The organism is Marixanthomonas sp. SCSIO 43207, assembly GCF_019904255.1.
Lineage (GTDB): Bacteria > Bacteroidota > Bacteroidia > Flavobacteriales > Flavobacteriaceae > Marixanthomonas.
In genome coordinates, this window is sequence record NZ_CP063203.1 from 1 (window position 1) to 24923 (window position 24923).

General features: G+C 35.3%; 25 protein-coding genes. 20 read left to right on the plus strand and 5 right to left on the minus strand.

The genetic code is table 11. From position 1 onward, the window contains the following. Window positions 1–130 precede the first annotated feature (130 nt). The 4 genes from dnaA to INR76_RS00020 all read left to right on the plus strand — a co-directional run bounded on the left by dnaA (window position 131) and on the right by INR76_RS00020 (window position 4259). A complete protein-coding gene (gene dnaA, locus INR76_RS00005; protein WP_223108554.1) occupies window positions 131–1558 on the plus strand; it encodes a chromosomal replication initiator protein DnaA in 1428 nt (475 codons plus the stop codon). Window positions 1559–1654: 96 nt separating this feature from the next. Next, window positions 1655–2107, plus strand: coding sequence for a low molecular weight protein-tyrosine-phosphatase (locus INR76_RS00010; RefSeq protein WP_223108555.1), 453 nt, complete (start codon window positions 1655–1657; stop codon window positions 2105–2107). 46 nt (window positions 2108–2153) lie between these two features. Beyond that, on the plus strand, window positions 2154–3539 hold the full coding sequence (locus tag INR76_RS00015; RefSeq protein ID WP_223108556.1) for a PQQ-dependent sugar dehydrogenase: 1386 nt from the start codon (window positions 2154–2156) through the stop codon (window positions 3537–3539). Between the two features lie 6 nt (window positions 3540–3545). Continuing rightward, complete coding sequence (locus INR76_RS00020; protein WP_223108557.1) at window positions 3546–4259, plus strand: SAM-dependent methyltransferase; 714 nt, start codon at window positions 3546–3548, stop codon at window positions 4257–4259. 6 nt (window positions 4260–4265) lie between these two features. Here the strand turns inward: INR76_RS00020 and INR76_RS00025 are convergent, their stop codons facing one another. The 5 genes from INR76_RS00025 to dapF all read right to left on the minus strand — a co-directional run bounded on the left by INR76_RS00025 (window position 4266) and on the right by dapF (window position 8324). Further along, the gene (locus tag INR76_RS00025) at window positions 4266–4910 is read right to left on the minus strand and encodes a peptidoglycan-binding protein LysM (RefSeq protein WP_223108558.1); all 645 of its coding nucleotides are present in this window, start codon (window positions 4908–4910) and stop codon (window positions 4266–4268) included. Between the two features lie 140 nt (window positions 4911–5050). Further along, on the minus strand, window positions 5051–5695 hold the full coding sequence (locus tag INR76_RS00030; protein ID WP_223108559.1) for a hypothetical protein: 645 nt from the start codon (window positions 5693–5695) through the stop codon (window positions 5051–5053). 292 nt (window positions 5696–5987) lie between these two features. Next, window positions 5988–7031 (minus strand): endolytic transglycosylase MltG, encoded by a 1044-nt coding sequence (gene mltG / locus INR76_RS00035; protein WP_223108560.1) that lies wholly within the window; start codon window positions 7029–7031, stop codon window positions 5988–5990. After that, window positions 7021–7554, minus strand: coding sequence for a GNAT family N-acetyltransferase (locus INR76_RS00040; protein ID WP_223108561.1), 534 nt, complete (start codon window positions 7552–7554; stop codon window positions 7021–7023). The genes mltG and INR76_RS00040 overlap by 11 nt, the downstream gene beginning before the upstream one ends. Next, on the minus strand, window positions 7551–8324 hold the full coding sequence (dapF, locus tag INR76_RS00045) for a diaminopimelate epimerase (protein WP_223108562.1): 774 nt from the start codon (window positions 8322–8324) through the stop codon (window positions 7551–7553). The genes INR76_RS00040 and dapF overlap by 4 nt, the downstream gene beginning before the upstream one ends. Window positions 8325–8452: 128 nt before the next feature. Here dapF and INR76_RS00050 point away from each other — a divergent pair, with 128 nt between their 5' ends. The 16 genes from INR76_RS00050 to INR76_RS00125 all read left to right on the plus strand — a co-directional run bounded on the left by INR76_RS00050 (window position 8453) and on the right by INR76_RS00125 (window position 24919). Further along, entirely contained in the window at window positions 8453–9850 is a 1398-nt protein-coding gene (locus INR76_RS00050; RefSeq protein WP_223108563.1) for a trypsin-like peptidase domain-containing protein, read from the plus strand. A 139-nt stretch (window positions 9851–9989) separates the two neighbouring features. After that, on the plus strand, window positions 9990–11438 hold the full coding sequence (locus tag INR76_RS00055) for a glyceraldehyde-3-phosphate dehydrogenase (protein ID WP_223109924.1): 1449 nt from the start codon (window positions 9990–9992) through the stop codon (window positions 11436–11438). Between the two features lie 117 nt (window positions 11439–11555). Next, window positions 11556–12800, plus strand: coding sequence for a DUF748 domain-containing protein (locus INR76_RS00060; protein WP_223108564.1), 1245 nt, complete (start codon window positions 11556–11558; stop codon window positions 12798–12800). A 6-nt stretch (window positions 12801–12806) separates the two neighbouring features. Next, window positions 12807–13247, plus strand: a complete 441-nt coding sequence (locus INR76_RS00065; RefSeq protein ID WP_223108565.1) for an N-acetyltransferase — start codon at window positions 12807–12809, stop codon at window positions 13245–13247. A 36-nt stretch (window positions 13248–13283) separates the two neighbouring features. Continuing rightward, the gene (locus INR76_RS00070; protein WP_223108566.1) at window positions 13284–13778 is read left to right on the plus strand and encodes a tetratricopeptide repeat protein; all 495 of its coding nucleotides are present in this window, start codon (window positions 13284–13286) and stop codon (window positions 13776–13778) included. After that, complete coding sequence (gene trmD / locus INR76_RS00075) at window positions 13778–14452, plus strand: tRNA (guanosine(37)-N1)-methyltransferase TrmD (protein WP_223108567.1); 675 nt, start codon at window positions 13778–13780, stop codon at window positions 14450–14452. Before INR76_RS00070 ends, trmD begins: the two co-directional genes overlap by 1 nt. Window positions 14453–14562: 110 nt before the next feature. After that, window positions 14563–16449 (plus strand): tetratricopeptide repeat protein, encoded by a 1887-nt coding sequence (locus INR76_RS00080; RefSeq protein WP_223108568.1) that lies wholly within the window; start codon window positions 14563–14565, stop codon window positions 16447–16449. Next, window positions 16449–17198 (plus strand): LytTR family DNA-binding domain-containing protein, encoded by a 750-nt coding sequence (locus tag INR76_RS00085; protein WP_223108569.1) that lies wholly within the window; start codon window positions 16449–16451, stop codon window positions 17196–17198. The genes INR76_RS00080 and INR76_RS00085 overlap by 1 nt, the downstream gene beginning before the upstream one ends. Window positions 17199–17350: 152 nt before the next feature. Then, the gene (locus tag INR76_RS00090) at window positions 17351–18931 is read left to right on the plus strand and encodes a discoidin domain-containing protein (protein WP_223108570.1); all 1581 of its coding nucleotides are present in this window, start codon (window positions 17351–17353) and stop codon (window positions 18929–18931) included. 34 nt (window positions 18932–18965) lie between these two features. Beyond that, the gene (locus INR76_RS00095) at window positions 18966–19508 is read left to right on the plus strand and encodes a nuclear transport factor 2 family protein (RefSeq protein WP_223108571.1); all 543 of its coding nucleotides are present in this window, start codon (window positions 18966–18968) and stop codon (window positions 19506–19508) included. Between the two features lie 35 nt (window positions 19509–19543). Next, entirely contained in the window at window positions 19544–20482 is a 939-nt protein-coding gene (locus INR76_RS00100; protein WP_223108572.1) for an NAD-dependent epimerase/dehydratase family protein, read from the plus strand. Between the two features lie 72 nt (window positions 20483–20554). Beyond that, complete coding sequence (locus tag INR76_RS00105) at window positions 20555–21325, plus strand: hypothetical protein (RefSeq protein WP_255592714.1); 771 nt, start codon at window positions 20555–20557, stop codon at window positions 21323–21325. A gap of 86 nt (window positions 21326–21411) precedes the next feature. Next, complete coding sequence (locus INR76_RS00110; RefSeq protein WP_223108573.1) at window positions 21412–21747, plus strand: hypothetical protein; 336 nt, start codon at window positions 21412–21414, stop codon at window positions 21745–21747. Between the two features lie 186 nt (window positions 21748–21933). Further along, window positions 21934–22338, plus strand: coding sequence for a RidA family protein (locus INR76_RS00115; protein ID WP_370632436.1), 405 nt, complete (start codon window positions 21934–21936; stop codon window positions 22336–22338). A gap of 166 nt (window positions 22339–22504) precedes the next feature. Then, window positions 22505–24532, plus strand: a complete 2028-nt coding sequence (locus tag INR76_RS00120; protein WP_223108574.1) for a sensor histidine kinase — start codon at window positions 22505–22507, stop codon at window positions 24530–24532. Between the two features lie 12 nt (window positions 24533–24544). Further along, window positions 24545–24919, plus strand: coding sequence for a response regulator (locus INR76_RS00125; protein ID WP_223108575.1), 375 nt, complete (start codon window positions 24545–24547; stop codon window positions 24917–24919). Window positions 24920–24923 lie beyond the last annotated feature (4 nt).

The following is a 24923-nucleotide window of genomic DNA, read 5'->3' on the forward strand; positions in this document are numbered from 1 at the left end:
TTGTGTTTTTTTTTTCATTTTTTTGTTCACATATTTGTACCGTTAAGATAATATAAAAAGACGAACTCTAGTCTTCTTATTCTTAACCGCATCTAAATTAAATAAACTATTAATTACTTCAAGAGTAACTATGAGCAAAACTGCAAAATCGGTTTGGAATAATTGTTTGTCATTTATTGAAGATAACATTACTTCACAAGCATATAAAACTTGGTTCGAGCCTATAAATGCAGTAAAGCTTACTGACAACTCATTGAGTATTCAAGTACCTAGTAAGTTTTTTTATGAGTGGCTTGAAGAGCATTACGTAAAATTATTAAAGGTTGCTCTTACTAAAGAATTGGGTAAACAAGCAAAATTGGTGTATGTCATTAAAATGGAAAACACTTACGGCAATAAACAACCGTTTACTGAAAAAATTCCAAGTGCCAACCGCAGCCAGATGGAGTCTCAAGAGATTGATGTTCCGGTTAAAAACAAAAGTCCAGAATTAAAAAACCCTTTTATCATTCCGGGTATTCGTAATGTAAAAATTGAGTCACAGCTTAACCCATCTTACAATTTTGATAATTTTCTAGAAGGTGAAAGTAACCGCTTGGCACGTTCAGCCGGAATGGCTGTTGCAAACAAACCCGGTGGAACCTCCTTCAACCCATTATTAATATTTGGTGGTGTAGGCTTAGGAAAAACACACCTAGCACACGCTATTGGTGTTGAAATTAAAGACAAATATCCTGAGAAAACAGTATTATATATTTCTGCTGAAAAGTTTACGCAGCAATATATAGAATCAGTAAAGAAAAATAATCGCAATGATTTTATTCATTTCTATCAAATCATTGATGTATTGATTGTAGACGACATTCAATTACTTTCTGGCAAAGCAGGAACACAAGATGTCTTTTTCCATATTTTTAATCATTTACACCAAAACGGAAAGCAAGTTATTTTAACCAGTGACAAAGCACCCGTAGATATGATGGATATTGAACAGCGATTACTTTCTCGCTTCAAGTGGGGATTATCTGCCGAGTTAAACCATCCGGATTATGACACGCGTATTGCCATCATAAAAAACAAACTGTATCGTGACGGTGTAGAAATGCCTGAAGACATTATCGAGTTTTTGGCAAATAATATAAAAACCAACATTCGAGAGCTAGAAGGCGCTATCATTTCATTAATTGCACATTCTTCTTTTAACAGAAAAGATATTACCATTGATCTTGCAAAAAAGATTGTTGATAATTATGTAAAACATACCAAGCGAGAAGTTTCTATTGATTACATTCAGAAAATTGTGAGCGAGTATTTTCAAATGGATGTTGATACACTTCAATCCAAAACTAGAAAACGCCACATTGTTCAAGCGCGTCAATTGGCTATGTTTTTTGCAAAAAAGTTGACAAAAGCTTCTCTAGCTTCTATTGGGTCTCAAATTGGGCAACGCGACCACGCTACGGTATTACACGCCTGTAAAACCGTTGACAATTTGTCCAGTACCGATAAACAATTTAGAAAATACGTAGAAGATCTCAACAAGAAGTTAACGCTCTAGTTGGTTCTTGATTTTTTTAACACACTCCTAACCTACTTTAAGCATCTAAACGTATATTTTCGTTTTTAAAGTATAACCTGAATAATTTCAGAAACAATGAAAACAAAAGTATTAATGGTTTGCCTAGGCAATATTTGTAGATCGCCATTAGCAGAAGGCTTATTAAAATCAAAAGTTGACACCTCTCAAATCTATGTAACCTCAGCCGGTACAGGAAGTTGGCATGTAGGTGAGCAACCCGATCCTAGAAGCATTGCTGTTGCAAAAAAAAACGGTTTAGACATTACTGATCAAAGAGGAAGACAGTTTAAAGCAGGAGATTTTAATGAGTTTGATCACATTTTTGTGATGGATAACTCAAATAAAGCAAACGTGTTAAAACTTGCAAAAACCGATGCCGATACAGAAAAAGTACAACTCATTCTTGATGAGATTTTTCCGGGTGAAAATGTAGATGTACCCGATCCTTATTATGGTGGTGATAGCGGGTTTGACAACGTGTATGATATGCTCAACGAAGCCTGTGAAAAAATAGCCAACCGTATTTAACAAGAAAATTGATTGGTTTTCGTTATTTTAGTAGAAAATGAAAGCTATGAAACACCCACTACTCCTCCTCTTTACACTAGTATTTATATTTGAAGTATATGCACAAGAGGTTACTATCGAACTGTTTAAAGACGGATTTAACAATCCGGTAAACCTACAACATGCCGGTGACGAACGCCTTTTTGTTGTAGAACAAAACGGAATTATCAAAATTTTAAACCCAGACGGAACCATAAATGGCGATCCGTTTTTGGATATTTCAAGTCAAGTTTCTTGTTGTGGTGAGCGAGGCTTATTAGGCCTGGCGTTTCATCCCGATTACGAAAACAATGGTTATTTTTTTGTAAACTACACCAATACTAGCGGTGACACGCAAGTATCGCGATTTTCAGTAAGTGAAACCGATCCTAATATAGCCAATTCAAATTCTGAGTTACCCATTATTGATTATAACCAACCTTTTTCAAACCATAATGGAGGTTGCTTAGCATTTGGTCCAGATGGTTATTTGTATATCTCATCAGGAGATGGTGGAAGTGGCGGTGACCCAGATAATCACGCTCAAAATCTAGGAGATCTTTTGGGTAATATGCTTCGCATCGATATTGATAATACGGACGGAACAGCAAATTATGGAATTCCGCCTGACAACCCTTTTATAGGAAATCCAGATGCTCGAGATGAAATCTGGGCGTACGGATTGCGCAATCCCTGGAAGTTTTCTTTTGACTTGTTAAATGGTGATATGTGGATTGGCGATGTAGGTCAAAATGAAGTTGAAGAAATAAACCGAGCCGGAGCTAGTGAAGCAGGTTTAAATTACGGTTGGCGATGTTATGAAGGCTCACAACCTTACAATACAAACAATTGCCCCTCGGCCGGTGAACTCACTTTTCCCATAGCCGAATATTCATCTGCTTCAGGAAGTGGCAATTGCTCAATAACGGGTGGTTATGTATACCGTGGTTCTGTTTATGCAGACATTCAAGGCGTGTATCTATTTGCAGATTACTGTAGTGGTATTATTGGTACAGTAGATCAAGACGGGACTGTAATTGAACAAGGAGATTTCAGTAATAATTGGGTTTCATTTGGAGAAGATGTAAATGGTGAACTGTATGTTGTTGATTTAAGCGGTGGAATTTATAAAATTTCAGGAGGTGAAATTCTTTCAAATTCTGAAATAGAAAATGTATCCAACATTTTAATTACTCCCAATCCTGCAAGTAATCAAATTACATTACAAACAAAAAACGCTTTGATTTCAGAAATTAAAATTATCGATGTGAAAGGAAGTATTTTATATTCTGAAAAAACAAACCTTGTTAATAGCAAACAAATTTCAGTATCACGTTTTTCAAAAGGTATTTACTTTTTAAATGTTGTTACTGAAAATGGAAAAAGAATGGTAAAAAAAGTAGTGATTCAATAAATTAATATGCAGCCTCAAAAAGGAAACTTATACTTAATACCTTGTACATTAGGAGATACACCTCCACTTGAAGTTTTACCGTTATTGGTAAAAAAAGCTGTTGAACATATTGACCATTATATCGTGGAGCATGAAAAAACGGCAAGAAGATTTATAAAAAGTATTGTGCCTAGAAAGTCGCAACCCGATTTACAGTTTCAGCTTATTAACAAGTTTACAGACCAAAGTGAAATTCCGAAAATGTTAGCACCTTGCCTAGAAGGTTTTGACGTAGGTGTAATAAGTGATGCGGGATGCCCAGGAATTGCAGATCCCGGTGCAGCTGTTGTAGAACAAGCGCATCTTCAAAATATAAAAGTGGTTCCGTTGGTGGGGCCGTCTTCGATCCTTATGGCTATGATGGCGAGCGGGTTTAATGGTCAAAATTTTGCCTTTAATGGATACCTTCCTATTGATAAAAAAGAACGTAAAAATGCAATTAAAAGACTCGAAAAAAACTCGGCAGAATACAATCAATCCCAATTATTTATTGAAACTCCTTACCGGAACAACCAAATGCTTGAAAGCTTAACCGCTACTTTGCATCCACAAACAAAAATATGTGTTGCTTGTGATATTACGCTCCCTTCAGAATTTATTAAAACTGATTCTGTAGAAAACTGGAAGCAAAAAAAAGTGGATCTTAATAAAAGACCCACTTTGTTTATCATTCATAAATAAAGTGCACTAAAGCACTTTTGCTTTTTTATTGGGAAGAATAAAAGAAGTATCATACCCACTGAATTTTTTTAGGTAATAGCCTATTGATGTTCCAAAAGCATCATTAAACCCAATAGTTCCTCCACTTCTTAAATACTTTTTTACATTTCCTGCGCCAGCCAAATGTGCTGCAGCCAAGATACCTGATTCAGTCACTTTTATTCCATTAATGTAAGTTCCTGAAAACCTTTTGATATCCTTACGTAATATCCATTTATTTCTAGCAGTATATGCCGAGAAAGCTTCTTCTTGCAAACGGCTATCATTTAAAAATAAATCTGGATTATAAATACCTATCATCTGCAATGTAGCTGAAGCAAATTGATATTTACCCAAATAACCAAACTGGTTAATGGTAGAGTAATCACCACGAGATTCTTTAAAGCCTAATGCTTCTTTAAATCCTACGTATGATTTTCCTAAAAAAAGATAATACTTAGGTTTTACTTCTGTAAAATCTAATGATTCTTCCTTATTAGGAACATGGTACTGCATATCTACATCATCTAAAATGTAGTGCGAAAGGTCAACATTGTTTTTGGTTGTAAAGCCAGTTAATAACAATGCTATAACAATAAGTACGGTTAGTATTCCTGCTATATTTTTTTTCATTTATTTAAAATTTGAGTGAGAAAATTCACACTCATATTTTCAGCGCGCAAATATACACCTTTTTTATTAATCTGATAATTAAACTGTTAAAGTTTGTTAATATGAAAAAACCAGGTATGTCAACCTGGTTTTTTCAATAATTATAATGTCGCCGTGGCATTGTTATCTGGAAGGATTGATGATACATCATAAGCGGCAAAAGTTTGCATATATTTGGTAATAGGAACGTTGTTTGCATCCCTAAAAACAACTTTGCCTTGTGTATCAAGAAATTTCATTACATTTCCTGCTCCTCCCAAATGAGCTGCTGCCAAAAGGCCAGATTCGGTTACTTTTATACCATCTATAATTTGACCTTTATATTCATCAATATAATCCTTAAGTACCCATTTGTTTTTAGAAATAAGCGCTTCAAACGCTTTTTCTTGTAACAAAGGAGAATTTAAAAACTTACTTTTATTGTGAATGCCTACCCAATTAAGTGTAGACCAGCCAAATTGGTATTTTCCCAAATAACCTAGTCTATTAACAGCTTTGTAATTACCACTGCTTTCACTAAAGCCGAGGTCTTCACAAAAGCCAAGGTACGACTTACCAACAAAGGGAATATTCTGCTGGGGATTCATATTTACTTCAAAGTCAAAAGGAACATAAGATAATGCTCCATTAATCTCTGTAGTAAATATAGAACTACTGTAATTCATTTCTTCTTTTGAAGAAAATCCTGTAACACAAAAAACGGTTACAAGCAGTAGCACAGACAATTTCATAAAACGTTTTCTCATGTTTTACTTAGTTTTAAAAATTATAATTATTGCGCCAACACTTCGTGTGAAGGCGTAATAGTCTTAAGTAAAAGCATAGTAGTAGTGATTATGCTTCACGTAAGTTCTATGAAATTTGTATATCAAAGATCGTTACTATTGTATCTATAGTTCGTCAAGAACTACAACAAATATAATTGGGATAAAGGACTGAAAATGAAACATTAACATTGTTTAACCCGTTGTTTTAAAAAGGTTTAACAAAATTTGATACATTAAAATGGAGTAAAAAAAGAGTTATAAAAGGTGTGATCTATCGTTTTACACCTTGCTTAGAAAGCCATTGAACATACTTTGCCTTATTTCGATTGTGTTGTGAAAGCGTTTTGGCAAAAGTATGATAGCCAAAGCGTTCAACATTGGCTACAAAGTAATAATAATCGTGCTTTTCATAATTTAACACAGCATCGATTGAAGAAATATCAGGCATAGCAATAGGCCCTGGAGGCACACCTGCATATTTGTAAGTATTGTAGGGTGAATCCAATTCTAAGTCTTTATATAAAACACGCTTAATCACTTGATCAAAATCTTGTTCGGCACGTTTTTTTGCATAAATAACGGTAGGGTCTGCCTGTAATAACATTCCGCGCTGTAATCGATTAATGTAAACACCGGCCACAGTAGGACGCTCTTCTACTTTTGCAGTTTCTTTTTGCACTATGGCTGCTAGTGACATTACTTCAACCGGTGTCATATCAAGCTTGGCAGCTTTTTGCATTCTGTTTTCATTCCAAAAACGATTGTATTCGGTTTTCATACGTTCGCGAAATGTCTCTGCGCTGCTATTCCAATAAAACTCATAGGTATTGGGGATGTACAAAGTTAAAGCTGTGTCAGGGGTTAAATCAACCTCTTGTAAAAACGCCTTATCTTTCATCGCTTCAAGCAATTCAACACTATCTGCTTCAATTTGTCTTGCAATGGTACCGGCTAAGTCTTCAAGGCGTTCTTGATTATTAAATTTTACCATTACAGGAATATTTTTACTCCGTATGGTATTAATAATCTCGTTATTATTCATTCCTTTTTTTATGATGAAATGCCCTGCTTTAATATTACTAACATATCCTTTTTTTTGAGCGACTGCTGTAAAAGCATCAACATCTTTTAAAATAGGTTCAAATTCTGAAAGTACATCTTGATAGGTCGCATCGCTAGGTATATAAATATGTGCTTCAGAATTATTAAAAGCTGTGTTTGACACAAATACAGTATTGTAAACATACCAAGCAAAACCGCCCATAGCGACCAAACCTAATAATACAACTGCTACTAAAATTTTTTTAATGTACATCGTGAATTAATTGATATAAAAATTCGTTTTTATAAGTACTTCCAGACTTTATCCAGTCTTTCTTAACCCCAGTTTTAACATACCCTGCTTTTGTAAATAATTTGATGCTTTGGATATTATCTTCGGTTATTGAGGCGTATAATTGATGAATATGTAAGTGCTTTATTGCATATTGATTAATAAGTTGTAATGCTTCAAAAGCAAATCCTTGATGTCTGTTTTCTTCAGAAAAAATTATTATCCCCACTCCTGCACGGCTATGTTTTGGATCAAAATCAAATAAATCTATAAAGCCCACAGCTTTTTCAGAAGCTTGTTCACAAATCACTAATCGTAGTTGTTTAACCTCATAAATATCTCTGTGTGCGTTGTCTAGATATTTCTCCAATATATTCTTTGAATACGGCGTTGTGGTATTACTTACCTCCCAGCCGTTTTCATCATTTTCTAGTGCGTAAAGAAAATCCAAATCTGAACGCTCTAAAGCTCGAAGAAATATTTTTTCACCCTTTAATGTGGTCATGACCATGTTCCTTTAAACACCAATGTTGCTTTACCTGTTAAAAACACATCTGAATATCCGGTAGTGGTTTTGGTACTACTTACAGTCAAAACACCTCCGGGGGTTTGCAATTGTATGGTGTCTGCTTTTGTTAAATTTAACTCTCGCATTGCAATCGCTACGGCAGTTACACCGGTACCACAAGACAGTGTTTCATCTTCTACTCCGCGTTCATAAGTTCGTACTGAAAATACAGCTTCTGAAACTTGCTCTACAAAATTAATATTTGCACCTTCTTTTCCGTAGGTTTCATTTCGAAGTCTTTTTCCTTCTGAAAAAACATCAAACGTTGAAATCGCATCAACCAATTCAACGTGGTGTGGTGAACCTGTATTTAAAAAAAGGTAATTGTCACCTTTTTTTATTTCTGAAACATTGTTCATTTTTAAAGAAACAATATTGTTTTCAATGCTTGCAGTATGCATTCCGTCAACAGCTTCAAATTTTGCTGAATTTTGAATTACGCCAAGGTGGTTGGCAAAATGAACAATACATCTGCCTCCGTTGCCACACAAGGTACTTTCATTGCCATCGGCATTATAATAGACCATTTTAAAATCTGCTTGGGTATGGTTTTCCAATAAAATTAAACCATCGGCTCCTATGCCAAATTTACGGTCACAAAGGTGTGCGATGAGTTTGGTATCATTTTTGGAAAAAAATAATTGACGATTATCAATCAAGATAAAATCGTTTCCGGTTCCTTGATATTTAAAAAATTCAAAATTCATTAGCGGCAAAGGTACTAAAAGCTTTGTCCCTATGGAATAGGTATTTCTTGTTAAATACACGTTAAAACTGAAATTTTTAAAAAATATAATCGTCCTTAATATGTTATTTAATTATAAACTATATACTTATGAAACAGACAATTAAATTAATTACAGTTGCGCTGTTTGCCGGTGCAATAACACTAGGAGGATACAAATACTTTGTTGAGCCCGATTCAGAATTTGTTCATAGCGCTACTCAAGAAAGCCCATCATTTATTCCTACCAATTTCCCAAATACTCCTGTAAGCAGTACCAATGCAGATTTTACTGAAGCTGCCGAAAAAACAGTTCATGCAGTGGTTCACGTAAAAAACACAACCATAAGTAGACAACCTACCAATATTATGGAATATTTTAATGGTGGTGGTAGACCGCGAGAGATTGTAGGAGCCGGTAGTGGTGTTATTATTTCTCCAGACGGCTATATAATAACCAATAACCACGTAATTGCAAACGCAGCCGAGCTAGAAGTAACGCTTAATAGCAATAAAATCTATAAAGCTGAACTAATTGGCACAGACCCCAAAACCGATATCGCCCTATTAAAAGTAGATGCTGAAGATGATTTACCATTTATCCCTTTTGGAGATTCAAATAGCATAAAAATTGGAGAGTGGGTACTAGCAGTAGGTAACCCTTTCAATTTAAACTCAACCGTGACAGCTGGTATTATTAGTGCCAAAGCTCGAGATTTAAATCAATTTGACCGCAACCCGCAATCATTTATACAAACCGATGCTGCCGTAAATCGAGGTAATAGCGGTGGTGCTCTGGTAAATGTAAGAGGTGAATTAATAGGAATTAACACCGCCATTACTTCTGAAACAGGTTCGTATGTAGGGTATTCTTTTGCGGTTCCATCAAATAATGCACGTAAAGTAATTGAAGACATTATGGAGTATGGTAATGTACAACGTGCTATTTTAGGTATTAGCGGAGGCTCTTTAAATACAAAAGTTGCTGAAGAACTAGGAATTGATGAAACACAAGGTGTGTATGTGGCTAGTGTTGAAAAAGGAAGCGGCGCCGATAAAAGTGGTCTTAAACAAGGAGATGTTATAAAAAAACTAGACGGACTTTCGGTAAGTAAATTTTCAGATTTATCGGGTTATTTAGGTTCCAAACGTCCTAATGATGTGGTAGATGTAACCATCTTACGCAACGGAAGAGAAAAGCATATTCCTGTAACATTGGTAAAACTAGAGACATTTGAAATTGAAGACCTAGGACTGGAAGTTCGCAATGCAAACTCAGCACTATTAAAGCAACGAGGTGTTGACAACGGTGTTATTGTTTCAAAAACATTAACCAAAGATATGGCTCGCTATAATCTAGAAGGTATCATTATTACAAAAATCAATGATGAAAAAATAGACGATATAGATGATGCAAAACGCATTATGACCAATCGTGATTACAATGCGCCTATTAAAATGACCTTTGTAAATCAACGCGGTGAGTTAAACTCGTTCATCTTCAGATAGTAGGTTAATAATTTCTGAAGAGGCACCCCTTATAAATAGATTTTATCAAGGGGTGTTTTTTTAGTTTAAAATTAACTTCCCCATACCGAAGAAAATGCCTATTTTTGCAGCGATTTTTAAACCCTTAAACAACACAACCATGAGCTTTGATGAAGTTTATGAAAAAGAACTTTCTTTTCAAACTGACCGCCGTAAGGCTTCCGTAGAATTTATTAAAATTGTTAGTGACCTTTGGTATGACAAATCTATTGAATTGGTGCTTTTCCGTAATCAATTAATAGACCGTAACGTAAGTGAAATATTAAATCTTCACGAGTATGCGGGAGAATTTGTTCAAAAACCTATCTCTATTTTTGATTCTGTAGAAATTGCTCAAGCAATTAAAACGCTTGATATTCCGCCGGCAAAATTGGATATTGGTAAACTAACGTATGAATACCACCTAGAAGATAATCAACACGAGAATGCAATTGCCTTTGTAAGTGATAAACTTAAAAATGCAAAAGAGAAAGAAAACATTTCACCAAAAGATGTTGTGTTGTATGGTTTTGGCCGTATAGGACGTTTATTAGCTCGTGAATTAATGACTCGTACCGGGCAAGGCAACCAACTTAGGTTGCGTGCCATTGTAGTACGCGGTAATGTTGATCAAACCATTCTTGAAAAAAGAGCTTCATTATTACAAAATGATTCTGTACACGGTGATTTTCCGGGTACGGTTCGAGTTGATTTAGAAAATAAAGCTTTGGTGATCAATGGAACAACTGTTCATATTATTTCGGCAAACGCTCCTGAAGATATTGATTATACTGAGTTTGGTATTGAAAATGCTTTAATTATTGATAATACAGGTGCTTTTAGAGATGAAGAAGCTTTATCAAGACACTTAAAGGCAAAAGGCGCTGCAAAAGTGTTATTGACAGCACCAGGAAAAGGTGTGCCAAACATTGTACACGGTGTAAACCACAAGGAATACAACCCTGAGAAAGTAGATATATTCTCAGCTGCCTCTTGTACTACCAATGCTATTACTCCGGTATTAAAAGCTGTTGAGGATTCATTAGGAGTAGTTCACGGTCATTTAGAAACCATTCACGCTTACACCAACGACCAAAACCTGGTTGATAATATGCATAAAAAATACCGTAGAGGTCGTGCAGCGGCATTAAATATGGTAATTACTGAAACAGGTGCTGGTAAAGCAGTTTCAAAAGCATTGCCTTCTTTTGAAGGAAAATTAACTTCAAATGCTATTAGAGTACCGGTTCCTAATGGTTCCTTGGCGATTCTTAACTTAGAGTTAGAAGCAAAAACATCAAAAGATGCTATCAACTCTATTATGAAAAAATATGCGCTAGAAGGCAACTTAGTAGAGCAAATTAAGTATTCATTAAGCAACGAACTAGTATCTAGTGATATCGTTGGTTCTTCTGCTCCTTCTATATATGATAGTAATGCTACTATAGTAACCGAAGACGGTAAAAACGCTGTACTTTATGTATGGTACGATAACGAATACGGATATAGCCATCAGGTAATTCGCTTAGCAAAATACATTGCTGAAGTAAGACGTTATACCTACTATTAGTAAGACGTAAATAAATTTATTGTAAAAGCCTCACCTTTCTTGTGAGGCTTTTTTTATGACTTCATTAACTGAAAGTCAGTCACATTTCGTTGAAATTTGATACAAAGTCCCAAAGTGATGACTGATAAAAAAAAGAAAAAAAGACGCAGCTATAAGAAAAAACGCTACACTGTACCCATTATCTTGTTGGTGTTGGTAATAGCGTTTAGGCTGTACTTACCCACGCTTGTAAAAAACTATGTAAACAAAGTATTAGCAGATATTCCCGGGTATTATGGTCAAGTTGAAGATATTGACATTGCTTTATATCGAGGCGCCTATGTCATAAAAGGAATGTATTTAAATAAGGTGAATGCAAAAACGCAAGTACCTTTTTTAAAATTTCCGAAGAGTGACATCTCTATAGAATGGAAATCTCTTTTTAAAGGTAAGATTGTAAGTGAGATTATCATGTACAATCCCGAGGTGATTTATGTATTTGAAGACCAAAAACAACCTACAGAAGGTGAAGAAGCCAATGTAGATGATTGGACCAAAGCCTTAACAGATATTGTTCCATTAGAAATAAACAACTTTGAAGCCTACAACGGTAAATTGGCCTTTGTGCAATTACAAGCAGACCCCAACATTGATTTGTTTATTAATGATCTAGACCTCACCGCCAAAAACCTACGCAATGTAGTTGAAAAAGAACGTACTCTTCCCTCACCTATCACCGCAAGAGGCGTTTCTATTGGTAATGGAAAAGTTGCAATAGACGGAAATATTAATTTAATAAAGGAAATTCCAGATATGGATGTCTCCTTTTCTCTTGAAGAAGCAAATGTAACGGCACTCAATGACTTTACCCGTCATTATGCAGGTCTTGATTTTGACAGAGGAACATTTGGATTATATAGTGAAGTAGCCATAGCAGATGGAAATTTAAAGGGCTACATAAAACCGCTATTAATAGACACCAAACTTATAGGAAAAGATGATGGATTTTTAGGTGTACTTTGGGAAGGCTTTGTAGGTCTCTTTAAGTTTATTCTAAAAAACCAAGGAACCGATACGCTCGCAACGCGTGTACCCCTTGAAGGTGATTTAAATAATGTAGAAGCAGGTGTTTGGCCTACGGTATTTAATATTTTTGAAAATGCTTGGATCAAAGCCTTTAAAGGTGAAATTGATGATGATATAGATTTTGAAGATGCTTTTAACGACCCTAATCTTACCAAAGAAGAAAAACGAGAACTGCGAAAAAAAAGGAGAGAACAACGTAGAGAAAAACGTAAAGAAGAACGAAAAAATGACACCACCAAAGGTTTTTTTGGTAGGTTATTTGACGGCAAAGAAAAAGAAAATGACAACAGCAAATAAAAAAAGATGACCACAATTCAAGCTACCAAAAAACATTTAGATCAATTAGCGCCTCTTTTCAATGCGTATCGTATCTTTTACAAACAAACCGATAGTATTGAAACAGCAAAAGCGTTTTTAAAAGACCGGTTTCAGCAAGAGGATTCAATAATTTTTATGGCTTTCACTTCAGAAGAAAAAGCGGTTGGTTTTACGCAATTATACCCAACATTTTCTTCGGTTTCAGTACAAAGAAGTTATATATTGAACGATTTATTTGTAGCTTCAGAATATAGAGGAAAAGGATTTGGCGAGGCTTTATTAAATCGTGCCAAGCAATTTGCAAGGGCTGAAAACAGCAAAGGACTCACACTAGAGACCGAAACAAATAATCCGGCTCAACATTTATATGAACGCCTGGGGTGGAAAAAAGATGAGCATGTATTTCATTATTCTTGGGAGGTTTAATTGTTCTATTTTTACTGTATTTTTACAAAAAAAAGAATGGATCATTTTACTAAACTGGAAGAGCTTCTAGATCGAGCAAACCTAGATATTAAAAACGGAAAGTATGATGAAGCTTCTAATACGTTGGAAAAAATTATTGATACCGATCCAGATTTTGGCAAAGCCTACAATCACTTAGGGTTCCTCTATGATGTAAAATTTAAAGAGTATGAAAAAGGAGAAACACTCTATAAGCTTTGCCTTGAAAAAAGCCCTTTATATCCCGCTGTTTATTATAATTACGCTATTTTATTATCCAATTTGGGTAAATGGGAAGCGCTTAAAGAGCTTTTAGACCAAGCAATGAATATTCCTGGAGTAACCAAAGCTACGATACTCAACGAATATGCGATTATGTATGAGCAGCAAGGAGAACTTGAAAAGGCAATAGAATATTATAAAAAAACCGGTTTAAGCACTCTAGATAAAAACGTATTGAATAGAGTTAAAGATTCCATAGACCGCTGCAAAGCAAAAAAAGAATTATTATAATGCGTATTGATATTATCACGGTAGTTCCAGATTTATTAAGAAGCCCTTTTGAAGCTTCTATTTTGCAACGAGCCATAGATAAAAAATTGGTTTCGGTACACTTACACAACTTGCGAGAGTATTCATCAAATGCTTATAAGCAAATAGACGACTATCAATATGGTGGCGGAGCAGGAATGGTTATGATGATTGAGCCTATTGATAAGTGTATCACAAAACTTAAGTCTGAAAGAGAGTATGACGAAATCATTTATATGACTCCAGATGGCGCTACTTTCAACCAAAAAACAGCCAATGAATTGTCTACCAAAAAGAATATCATCCTTCTTTGCGGCCATTATAAAGGTGTAGATCAACGTGTTCGTGATCATTTTATCACCCGCGAAATTTCGGTGGGAGACTTTGTTTTAAGTGGCGGTGAGCTAGGTGCGGCAATTGTTGCAGATGCCGTAATAAGACTTATTCCCGGAGTGTTGGGTAATGAAACTTCTGCTTTAACAGACTCTTTTCAGGATGATTTATTAGCCCCGCCTGTATATACACGACCGGCAGAATATAAAGGCTGGAAAGTACCTGAAATATTAACAAGCGGTAATACCCCAAAAATTGAGCAATGGCGAGAAGATCAAGCCCTGCAACGCACCCAAAAACTTCGCCCGGACCTTCTAGAATAAATAAGCATCTGCGTAAACACTTAATTTTCTTACAAAAAGAATTGAAGTTTTATGCCAAGCTTCTATATAAACAAGCTATCTTTATAAGATACTTGTAATCAGATTTGTATATGAAGCCATTACTACTCATTTCATTATGGGCATGTATACATTGGATTAGTATTCCCCAAGCTTCTTCAAAAATACAGCAAGACACCATCTCTCTTACCGTTGCAAACAGCGAAGTTCAAGTTCCTGTGATTAGTGATTCTATTTTGGAATATGAACATTTCAGAAAAAAAATTAACACCCTACAAAAAAGAAAGGAATATCAAGAACTAGCACGTGTTTACATAGATGTTGCTGCTTGGCATGAAAATCATACAGTTATGGACTCGTCTATAGCATATGTGAAAAAAGCAATTGATTTATACCAACAAAACAATGCACAAAAGTCCCTTGCCGAAACCTATTTAATATTAGCAAATAAATACAATGCTACCGGTGAATATGATAAAGCTTCAAAACCTATTTACGCTGCATTAACTATTTATGAAAATAAGGAAGATTACCGTGGTATAGCCAACTGTTATACTCAAATAAGCAACCTATTTTATTATTCAGATAGATATAGTGAAGGAGCAGAATATGCCAAACGAGCTATTGCCATTTTAGAAAAAACCAACTATGAAAAAGATCTAGCACTTGCCTATCGCAGACTTGCAGAAAATCAATTGTTTCTAGCTAGCCTTGAAGAAAGCCTTAAAAACATGAATCACGCCATACAATTGTATAAAAAACTAGGCGTAACCAATAAGTTGCTGTTAGCTTGTTACAACGGAAGAGGGAATATTTATAAATACCTTGAAGAATATGATAAAGCTATTGCAGATTATAATCGTTGCTATGAAGGAGCAAAAAGCAATGGTCTTGAGTCATATACTATCCCACCTACAGCAAACATTGGCCATGTGTATTTATTACAAGGCAAATATGAAGAAGCCCTACCCTATAACCTAAAGGCTATCGAAATCATGAAACGTACCGGAAAAACCAAAAACCTTTGGGAAAACTACATGCACGTTTCAAATATGTATCGTGAATTAGGCGACTATAAAAACGCTTTAACGTATCACGAACTCTACGAACGAGGTCATGCCGACTATTTAACGACCATTATTGCGCGAATGGAAAGCCAAGCTCATGTTAAATATGAAACGGCACAAAAAACCATGGAGATTTCAGATCAAAAAGATAAAATAGAACAACAAAAAAAGATTCAAGTACTCTACATAAGCGTTGCGGTATTGTTTGGTATTATTCTTTTTGGAATGTTTTTTACACTTAAAAATATTCGCAAAAAAAGAAAAGCTCTTGCTATTGTAAATAGAGAGTTAGATACCAAAAACCAACAAAACGAATTGCTTTTAAAAGAAATCCATCATCGCGTAAAAAATAACTTGGAACTGGTAAAAAGCTTATTGGTTTTACAATCTGCTCAATTAACAGACAAAGCAAGTAAAGAGGCCATGCTCGCAAGTCAAAACCGAGTACAGAGTATGGGGATCATTCATCAAAAACTTTATCAAGGAGAACAACTGGGAAGCATAGAAATGAAAGATTACTTTGTCAATTTAAGTGAAAGTGTACTTGACACATTTAATGCTGATGAAAAAGTAAAAATTGAATGCATTATGGATGAGTTAAACTTAGACATTGACACAGCAGTGCCCATCGGTTTGATTGTAAATGAGTTGTTGACAAACTCATTAAAATATGCCTTTCCGGGTGACAGCGATGGTAAAATTAATATTAGCCTTACAAAAGAGCAAGATCAATTAAAACTAAGCGTCTCAGACAACGGTGTGGGAAACACACAAAACACTACTAACAAAGGAACCGGTTTTGGAACTCAATTAATTGAATTACTTACCCAGCAACTCAATGGCACTATGAAAAAGAGTCACACAAAAGGAACCAGCGTGTTTTTCACATTTAAAAATTATAAAACCACATAATGGCTCAATCTGTAAAAATTTTAATTGTTGAAGATGAAATGGTTATTGCTGCCAATATTTCTTTGCAGCTAAGTGAGATGGGATATGAGATTGCAGGAATTTTACCTCGTGGTGAAGAAGCCTTAATTCAGATTAAAGAAAACCAACCAGATATCGTTATTATGGATATTCAGTTAAAAGGAGAATTAGATGGTATCGAAACTGCACATTTAATGCAGATAGAGTATAACATTCCTATCATTTATTTGACAGCCAATGCAGATGATGCAAACTTTAATAGAGCTAAAGAAACTCATCCTTATGGTTTTATCTCCAAACCATTTAAAAAACTTGATTTACAACGTGCTATTGAACTAACAATGGAGCGAGTTAATTACAGAAATAATTCAGAAAAAGGGAACGTACCTGAAAAAAAACCTCACGATCCTTTTATTTTAAGCGACCGTATTTTTGTAAGGCATCAAGAACGCATGGTAAAAATTGATATTCAAAACATTTTTTACATAGAAGCAGATCGCAATTATTGTCGTATTTTTTCTAAAGACAGAGAGTATTTACTAGTTATGCCCTTAAAAGATGTAGATGAAAAACTACCTTCAAAACATTTTTTACGCATTCATAGATCATATATCATCAACCTTACTTGTGTTGATGAAATTGCCGGTACGCATGTAGTCATTTCCAAAAAAGCTATTCCTATGAGTAAAGCCATGCGTACCGAACTATTAAAACGGTTACAAACTATTTAAAAGCCATATTACTGCCTTATTTGCTTCGGCAAGTAAAATACTCGCTTCGGACAGAAAAACAACCTATTCGTCCTATCTTATTAGTTTTCAGTGAGTTTATATCGTTACTTCGGGAAACGATTCTAAATCAAACCACTTAAATCAATAAAGTCATGAAGAGTATCTTTCTATTACGATCAAAACCAATTGTCCTGTTTGTCATATTTGTAGCAATTCCTTCAGTTCTTTTCTCTCAACAACAATGGACCTCTATAGACCCCAGTAATATTGCACAGTTTAAACCTACAAAACAAAGTAGTGTTCACGATGGTGGGGCTGCAAACCGTGCGGTAGATGGTAATACTAATGGTAATTGGGGAGCTGTTTCTGTAACACATACCCAAGGAGAAGAAAACCCGTGGTGGGAAGTTAATCTCTTAGCAGAATATGATATTTCTTCAATCACTATTTATAACCGAACAGATGGTTATTCAGATAGACTTAAAAATTTTACTATAAGAGTATCTAGCCAACCCTTCAATGGAAATTATGGAGGCGAAGTTTTTGCAACTGAAAACCAATGGTTTCAAAGTAACAAATCATACTCTGGCAATGCAACCGGACAATATATCCGTATTCATTTAAATGGTCGTGATGCTCTCAGTTTAGCCGAAGTTGTAGTACGAGGCGAACCTGTTTTAGAGTTTCGCAATGGTGAATGGACAACCCCTGCCATTAGTAAAAACGATAACCTTGCACTCGGGAAAAGTACAAGACAATCCAGCACGCATAATTTTGGTGTTTCAAGTAGAGCAAATGATGGTGTTACTGAAGGCCATTGGGCTGAGGGATCGGTAACGCACACTCATGGAGAGCCACGTCCTTTTTGGGAAGTAGATTTAGGTAAAAAGTTTTTAATAGATGAAGTTGCTCTTTATAATAGAACCGACTGTTGTAGCGATAGATTAAACAATTTTGATATATGGGTTAGTAACAGGCCAAAGGATCAAACTACAAGAAGGTTAAAACCTTTTGCTGAAGAACCTAAAAACTTTCTTCCTGAACGAAATAAGTCCTACACAGGCAAACAAGTGGGGCGTTACGTTAGAGTGCAACTTAAAGATGCGAATGCTCTTAGTCTAGCTGAAGTAAAAGTGTTCGGAACCGAGATTGGCGATTTAAGTGAGGGCGAAGCAGAGTCTAACGTAATGTACAAGGTAAGTATATTTAGAAATGTACAACCTATGGAAAGTTCTATAAAGTCATCTGTTACCACAAGTATTTCTGAAGGCATGAATTTTAGGCGTACTGTTAAAAAGGAGGACGAAACCCATTGGTCATTATCTACTACTGCAAAAGCCGCACTCAACTATGCAATTGTATCTTTTGAGTTATCAGTAACAGCTAGTGGTGGCGGAAGAACAACAAATAGTGAGGAAAACTCACAAGGTAATAATATCACGCAGTCATCAGAGCAAAGCACAGAAATCACCCAAACTGTTCCAGGTGGTTGTACACGCTATGAGTTCCATAAATTTATAATTAATCAATCTCCCGTGAACTATAAGTTTAACAAACAAAACTACTCTTGGTATAGAATTAATGATAAGGCCAAACCCGTGGGAGATATTACAGTGATGGTTTTTCCCAATGATGTTACACCTGATTTAAAAGCTTCAGATGATAACTGGGTAACTGCTTCCAACTATGAAAAAGTGCTTCAAAGCCATCCAAATTATGTTCAAACAGAATAATCAATACTAATTAACCAAATAAAACAACCAAAACATGAAAAACATTTTTCTTTTAGGACTTGCAATAGTCCTTATCGCAAGCTGTGAAAGCAACGTAAAACAACGCTACACACAACAATCGCCAGAAATTGACACCTATAAGCAAGTAATTGCAAATTACGAAAGTAAAAACTGGCAAGCTCTGGCCGGTCATTATGCAGATTCAGCAAAAATACTAAACAACAAGACTGAAGAATATGCAAAAACAGTAACCGAAATGATTGAAGCCAATAAAAAAAGTGCTGAAATTTTTTCCTCTTGGAGCTTTATGGATAATGAATCAGAATATGAAATGGTCATTATTGACAATGGAGAAACGTGGGTAAACTTTTGGAGTGTTTGGGAAGGAACCTTAAAAGCAAATAATAAAACATACCAAATTCCTATACATACAACGGCTCGGTTTGTAGATGGAAAAATTGTAAAAGAACTGGGTTTTTGGGATGAATCTGAAGTGGTTATAGATATGATGCAATTACAGCAACAAAAAGAAGCGGCTCAAGAACCAACTGAAACTACAGAAGCCGAAACTGAATAACGGTCAATTATGAATAGCATTTAATTATAGAAGGTATGAAAACAGTAGGTATAATAGGAGGTTCGGGGTTTATAGGAAGCTATGTAACAAAACAATTTTTAGATAACGATTACATTGTAAAAGTTTCGGTAACCGATATTAAAAAGAGTGAAAAGTATCAGCATCTTTTTAATCTCAATAACTCAGATAATTTAAATATCAGCTCTCTACGGGTAGAAAACTTGGAGGTGTTACAAGAATTTGTTCACGATTGTGACATTGTAATTCACGGCGGGACACCATTTCAACTAGAAGTGGCAGATCCTCAAAAAGATCTTTTTGATCCTACTATTACGGGTACTGAAAATTTTCTACACGCAATAAGTGAAGCTTCGCAGGTAAAAAAAGTTGTTTTTATCGCGTCGGTTGCTGCTTGGAATACCAACTTTCCACTTCCGGCAGAAGGAAAGTCTATTCAAGATGTGTTCAGTGAACAAGACACTCCATTTATAAGTTCAGAAAGTCATCCTTATGCGCAAGCCAAGTTTAAGGCAAACAAAATGGTAGAACAATTTATAAAAGACAACCCAACACTTGCTTTTGAAATCACATCGGTATCGCCGGTTATGGTCATGGGTAAATCATTGAGCAATCGAGAAGATTCTACCTCAACAGGAATTCAATATTTATTTAAAAATAAGATAGCGCCCAATCCTTTTATTCAAATGTTCTATGACAATGATGTTCCCATGGCGATTGTAGATGTAGAAGATGTTGCCAAGGCAATTTATAAAACAGCAACAACAACCGGTCAACACGGTAAAAACTATTTATTGAGCAGTGAAACCTATCCCGTTTCAGATGTTTCATTAATGCTAAATCACAATCCTCCAAAGCACCAACCAACTATTGTTTACGCTAATAATCTAGCAAAAACAAGTTTGGGCATTCAGTTTAAACCGGTAGAAGAAACATTGCATCGATATTCAAGCTGATTATTTAACTAAATAAACCAAGTAAATCAATTTTTAACCAGCCACAATTTTGTAGGCACAAATCAAATACAAATGAAAAAGTTATTTTTTACATTGCTCGTATTGCCGCTAATGGCTTTATCGCAAAACAATACCGATTACGGTATATTTGAAAATGCTCTCTTAACCCCTAATCCTTCCCAAATTACTCAATTTGAAAAGGCAATAACAGCCCATAACAAAAAGTACCACAGCAAAGCTCCGCACGGTGTTCGTGTATATTGGGTTACCAATGGTCCCAACACAGGAAGTTATGTATGGGTTATGGGGCCATTTCCTTGGAGTTCTTTAGACCAAGGACCTGTTCTTCAAAAAGAGCACGCGGCAGATTGGTCTGCAAATATTGCTCCTTATTTGGTAGCAGGAACTAGCAACCAATCCTATTGGCGAGGTCACACAGAACTTTCTCGATTTCCAAAAGATTTTACCATTAAGAACATGGCAGTTGATTATTGGGACATAAAAAGAGGAATGCACGAAGACGCTATGAAACTGGTAAAAAAGATAAATCAAGTATATGCTGAAAAATCACCAAACGACACCTATGGAATTTACACCAATGAATTTCCTAGTACCAAAGAAGGGAAAGACCTAGTGGTAATTTCATTTTTTGATAATACTTCTTGGTTAGGAGAAGACAATGAGATTCCAAAAAAATATGAGGAAAAGTTCGGTTCCGGAAGTTGGAAACAATTTTTAAAAGACTGGATGGCTGTAACCAATGGTGGCGAAACAGAAATTTGGGTTTATAGACCAGACCTAAGTGGTATAAACGGCGAGGTAAAAGTTGCTGCCAGACAATAATATATAAAGGAAAGAGTGCAGCGTACGTATAAGTAATCGAGTTATAAGCGTTTCGGTGCACTCTTTTTACAGTAAAATTAATACTCATGAAAACTAAAAATCTTTTCTGGACCAAAGAAGAACTCAAAATATACATCCTTTTGCTCTGCGCACAAGTAGATAAAAAAGTAGCTGAAGAAGAAGTAAGCCTTATCAAATCTCAAACAACATCAGCTACGTTTAACACTATGTATAAAGAGTTTTTGCAAGATGATGAACGTAAAAGTTTTGAGAAAATTCAAGATGCTTTAGAACACCATGATTACTCAAGTAAAGAATTGGCAGTTTTAAAGAAAGAAATACAAAACGTTTTTATGTCAGATAAAACCATACACATGAAAGAACGCAACCTAGGGTGGATTTTAGACAACATTCTATACTAACAAAAACATCGTACTATGAAAACAATTACATACCTATTAATTATAACAGGATTGATAGCAACAAACCCTGCCATTGCTCAAAATATTGACCCTCACGGAACTGAAACATCTGCAGTAACCGGTTTGGTCTACGATTTAAAAGACCCTTTAAAAACTACATCACCTGCATACAAAGGGACTTCATCAATTAAAAAAAACAAAGATTCTATTACCTATTTTTTATTACGACCCGAAATAGAAAAGGCGTACGGCTATTCACATGCAGTAAAAATTGGAAATACCATAAAAGTATCTGGGGCTGTAAGTATGGACAATCAAGGTAATCCTACTGCTATTGGTGATCTAGAACAGCAAATGAAAAATTGTTATTCAGATTTAGAAAAAATATTAAACCATTACGATTGCACATTTGATGATGTTGTAGTAGAAAACATCTTTACTACAAATATGCCTAAGTTTTTAGAAGTTGCCGCTTATAGAACCACTATTTATAAAAACCACTTCCCCACTGGTTCTTGGGTAGGTGTAAAAGAGCTCGCCCTCCCGGAGTTTTTAATAGAAATAGAATTAGAAGTTCATAAAGCTGATTAAAAAGGAGTTGAAGGTAGTTTTAAAACGTATCTTCCCAAAACCCATATCGATTACTAACGATATTTTCATTATCTTTAAATCACTCCTCATCAGAACATTACTCAATTATTTCCCCAAGTAGTTCAACCTAATACGCGTGTTTATGTAATTTAAAAAGTACCAACGCATGGAACGTACCAAAATGACAGAAATTCAAGAGCTGCGGGAAGCTCTCAAGCGCAATAAAGCAGAACTGCAACAAAAAAACAGAGAGCTAGAAATAGAAGCTGCCATAGAAAAGGTACGAAAAGTAGCGCTTAGTTTAAAAAAATCTGAGCACATGCTTGATATAGCGCAGGTTTTGTATGAACAATTACTGCAACTAGGTTTTACAGACATTCGCAACGCATTAATTGACATTCATGATGAAAAAACAGAATCGTTTTTAGATTATGATTACTCAGAGCTTATGGGCGGTACAGTAACTCATATGACTTATGAAGACGACCCTACCCTCAAAGAACAAGTACAAGACATAGCAAAAACCACAGACGGTTTTTCTGAAATGGTTCTAGAAGGTCAGCAACTGCAAGACCTTATCGATATGCGTAAAAGAAACGGTGAAGCAGATGATCCTAGACTTCACAGCGCTACGAGTATCTGTTATATTTTATATGCCTTCGGAAATGGCGCTATTGGAATTTCAAATTTTGGGAAACTGACCGAAAATCAAAAAGCAATTTTAGATCGGTTCCGAAATGTATTCACCTTTGCTTATAATCGGTATTATGAATTGGCAAAAGCCGAATCGCAAATGCGCGAAATTCAATTAGAATCAGCTCTTGAAAAAGTTCGCTCGGTAGCACTAAGCATGCAACAACCCAACGATATGCTAGACGTGGCCAAAGTTTTATATGAACAACTACGCGAACTCGGTTTTACAGACATACGTAATGCCATTATCGATTTGCATAATGAAGATAACGAAACATTTTGGGATTATGATTATTCCGAAGCAATGTCTGGCACCATCACCCTTTTATCTTATAAAAACGATCCTACCCTAGAAGAACAATACCGAAAAATAATTGCTACCACCAATGGTTTTTATGAAGAAATCTATGAAGGAGATGATTTAAAGGAATATGTAGAAATGCGTATTCGCAACGGAGAAAAAGAAGATCCTAGATTGCGAGGTATTAACCTACTCTCCTATTATCTTTATTCTTTTGGTAATGGCGTAATAGGTATTTCAAACTTCAGTATTCTTACTGAAAATCAAAAGAATATAGTATCAAGGTTTAGAAATGTATTCACCTTCGCATATCAACGCTATAAGTATTTGGTACAATCTGAAATAGACGTTAAAAACCTTGAAATAGCCAAGAAAAAAGCCGAAAAAGCACTTTTAGACTTACAAGCTACACAAGCACAACTTATTCAGTCTGAAAAAATGGCTTCTCTGGGTGTTCTTACTGCCGGTATTGCTCATGAAATAAAGAACCCGCTCAATTTTGTCAATAATTTTTCTGAACTAAACTTAGAACTTATAGACGAAGTGTTTACTGAACTTCAAAAAACAACAGACAGCCCAGAGAAAGAAGAAATAACAGCCATTTTAAACGATGTGATTGGTAACCAAAAAAAGATTTTTGAGCACGGTACTCGCGCAGATAGTATTGTTAAGTCTATGCTATTGCACAGTCGTGGTGGCAAAGGTATCAAAGAAATAACTTCTATAAATGATATGCTTAAAGAGTATGTAAATCTAGCTTTTCACGGTATGAGAGCTGGTAAAAAACCGATGAATGTAACGTTAGATTTCCAATTGGATGCATCGCTGCCAGATGTTTCAATCATAATAGAAGATATGAGCCGCGCTATTCTTAACCTTTGCAATAACGCTTTTGATGCCATGTATGAACGTCTTAAAAATAGTAATGAAAACACCTATCAACCTAGGCTTGGCATTACTAGTTATCATAAAAAGAAGGCTGTTTTTATAGCCATACAAGATAATGGTTTGGGAATTTCAGAAGCGCTTCAAGATAAAATTTTGATGCCTTTTTTCACAACAAAACGAGGAACCGAAGGAACAGGATTGGGACTTTCAATAACAAACGACATTATTAAAGCTCACGGCGGGAGTTTGACGATTGAATCTAGCGAAGGCAACAAATCATTTACAACCTTTACAATAAAATTACCCATTTAAAAAAGTAGGGATATGAAAATATTAATAGTAGATGACGAGCGCGATGTAGAAACATTGTTTCGTCAAAAATTCAGAAAAGAAATAAAAAGTAACAAGCTAGATTTGGCTTTTGCTTTTTCAGGTCAAGAAGCTTGGGAGTTATTGCAAAACCAAACTCCGCCGGAAGTTGTATATGTATTTTCAGATATTAATATGCCCGGTATGACAGGCTTGGCGTTATTAAAGCGCATTAAAGAAACGTACCCAACTATTCAAGTTTCTATGATTTCGGCATATGGTGATCAAAAAAACTATAACAAAGCAATGGATTCTGGTGCTAAAGAGTTTTTTACAAAACCCATAGATTTTGATTCTTTACGCAAAGAAATAGGAATGCTTATTTCTTAATATC

Coding starts and splice junctions, on each gene's coding strand:
- dnaA (WP_223108554.1), top strand. CDS start 131: ATGAGCAAAACTGCAAAATCGGTTTGGAATAATTGTTTGTCATTTATT.
- INR76_RS00010 (WP_223108555.1), top strand. CDS start 1,655: ATGAAAACAAAAGTATTAATGGTTTGCCTAGGCAATATTTGTAGATCG.
- INR76_RS00015 (WP_223108556.1), top strand. CDS start 2,154: ATGAAACACCCACTACTCCTCCTCTTTACACTAGTATTTATATTTGAA.
- INR76_RS00020 (WP_223108557.1), top strand. CDS start 3,546: ATGCAGCCTCAAAAAGGAAACTTATACTTAATACCTTGTACATTAGGA.
- INR76_RS00025 (WP_223108558.1), bottom strand. CDS start 4,910: ATGAAAAAAAATATAGCAGGAATACTAACCGTACTTATTGTTATAGCA.
- INR76_RS00030 (WP_223108559.1), bottom strand. CDS start 5,695: ATGAGAAAACGTTTTATGAAATTGTCTGTGCTACTGCTTGTAACCGTT.
- mltG (WP_223108560.1), bottom strand. CDS start 7,031: ATGTACATTAAAAAAATTTTAGTAGCAGTTGTATTATTAGGTTTGGTC.
- INR76_RS00040 (WP_223108561.1), bottom strand. CDS start 7,554: ATGACCACATTAAAGGGTGAAAAAATATTTCTTCGAGCTTTAGAGCGT.
- dapF (WP_223108562.1), bottom strand. CDS start 8,324: ATGAATTTTGAATTTTTTAAATATCAAGGAACCGGAAACGATTTTATC.
- INR76_RS00050 (WP_223108563.1), top strand. CDS start 8,453: ATGAAACAGACAATTAAATTAATTACAGTTGCGCTGTTTGCCGGTGCA.
- INR76_RS00055 (WP_223109924.1), top strand. CDS start 9,990: ATGAGCTTTGATGAAGTTTATGAAAAAGAACTTTCTTTTCAAACTGAC.
- INR76_RS00060 (WP_223108564.1), top strand. CDS start 11,556: ATGACTGATAAAAAAAAGAAAAAAAGACGCAGCTATAAGAAAAAACGC.
- INR76_RS00065 (WP_223108565.1), top strand. CDS start 12,807: ATGACCACAATTCAAGCTACCAAAAAACATTTAGATCAATTAGCGCCT.
- INR76_RS00070 (WP_223108566.1), top strand. CDS start 13,284: ATGGATCATTTTACTAAACTGGAAGAGCTTCTAGATCGAGCAAACCTA.
- trmD (WP_223108567.1), top strand. CDS start 13,778: ATGCGTATTGATATTATCACGGTAGTTCCAGATTTATTAAGAAGCCCT.
- INR76_RS00080 (WP_223108568.1), top strand. CDS start 14,563: ATGAAGCCATTACTACTCATTTCATTATGGGCATGTATACATTGGATT.
- INR76_RS00085 (WP_223108569.1), top strand. CDS start 16,449: ATGGCTCAATCTGTAAAAATTTTAATTGTTGAAGATGAAATGGTTATT.
- INR76_RS00090 (WP_223108570.1), top strand. CDS start 17,351: ATGAAGAGTATCTTTCTATTACGATCAAAACCAATTGTCCTGTTTGTC.
- INR76_RS00095 (WP_223108571.1), top strand. CDS start 18,966: ATGAAAAACATTTTTCTTTTAGGACTTGCAATAGTCCTTATCGCAAGC.
- INR76_RS00100 (WP_223108572.1), top strand. CDS start 19,544: ATGAAAACAGTAGGTATAATAGGAGGTTCGGGGTTTATAGGAAGCTAT.
- INR76_RS00105 (WP_255592714.1), top strand. CDS start 20,555: ATGAAAAAGTTATTTTTTACATTGCTCGTATTGCCGCTAATGGCTTTA.
- INR76_RS00110 (WP_223108573.1), top strand. CDS start 21,412: ATGAAAACTAAAAATCTTTTCTGGACCAAAGAAGAACTCAAAATATAC.
- INR76_RS00120 (WP_223108574.1), top strand. CDS start 22,505: ATGGAACGTACCAAAATGACAGAAATTCAAGAGCTGCGGGAAGCTCTC.
- INR76_RS00125 (WP_223108575.1), top strand. CDS start 24,545: ATGAAAATATTAATAGTAGATGACGAGCGCGATGTAGAAACATTGTTT.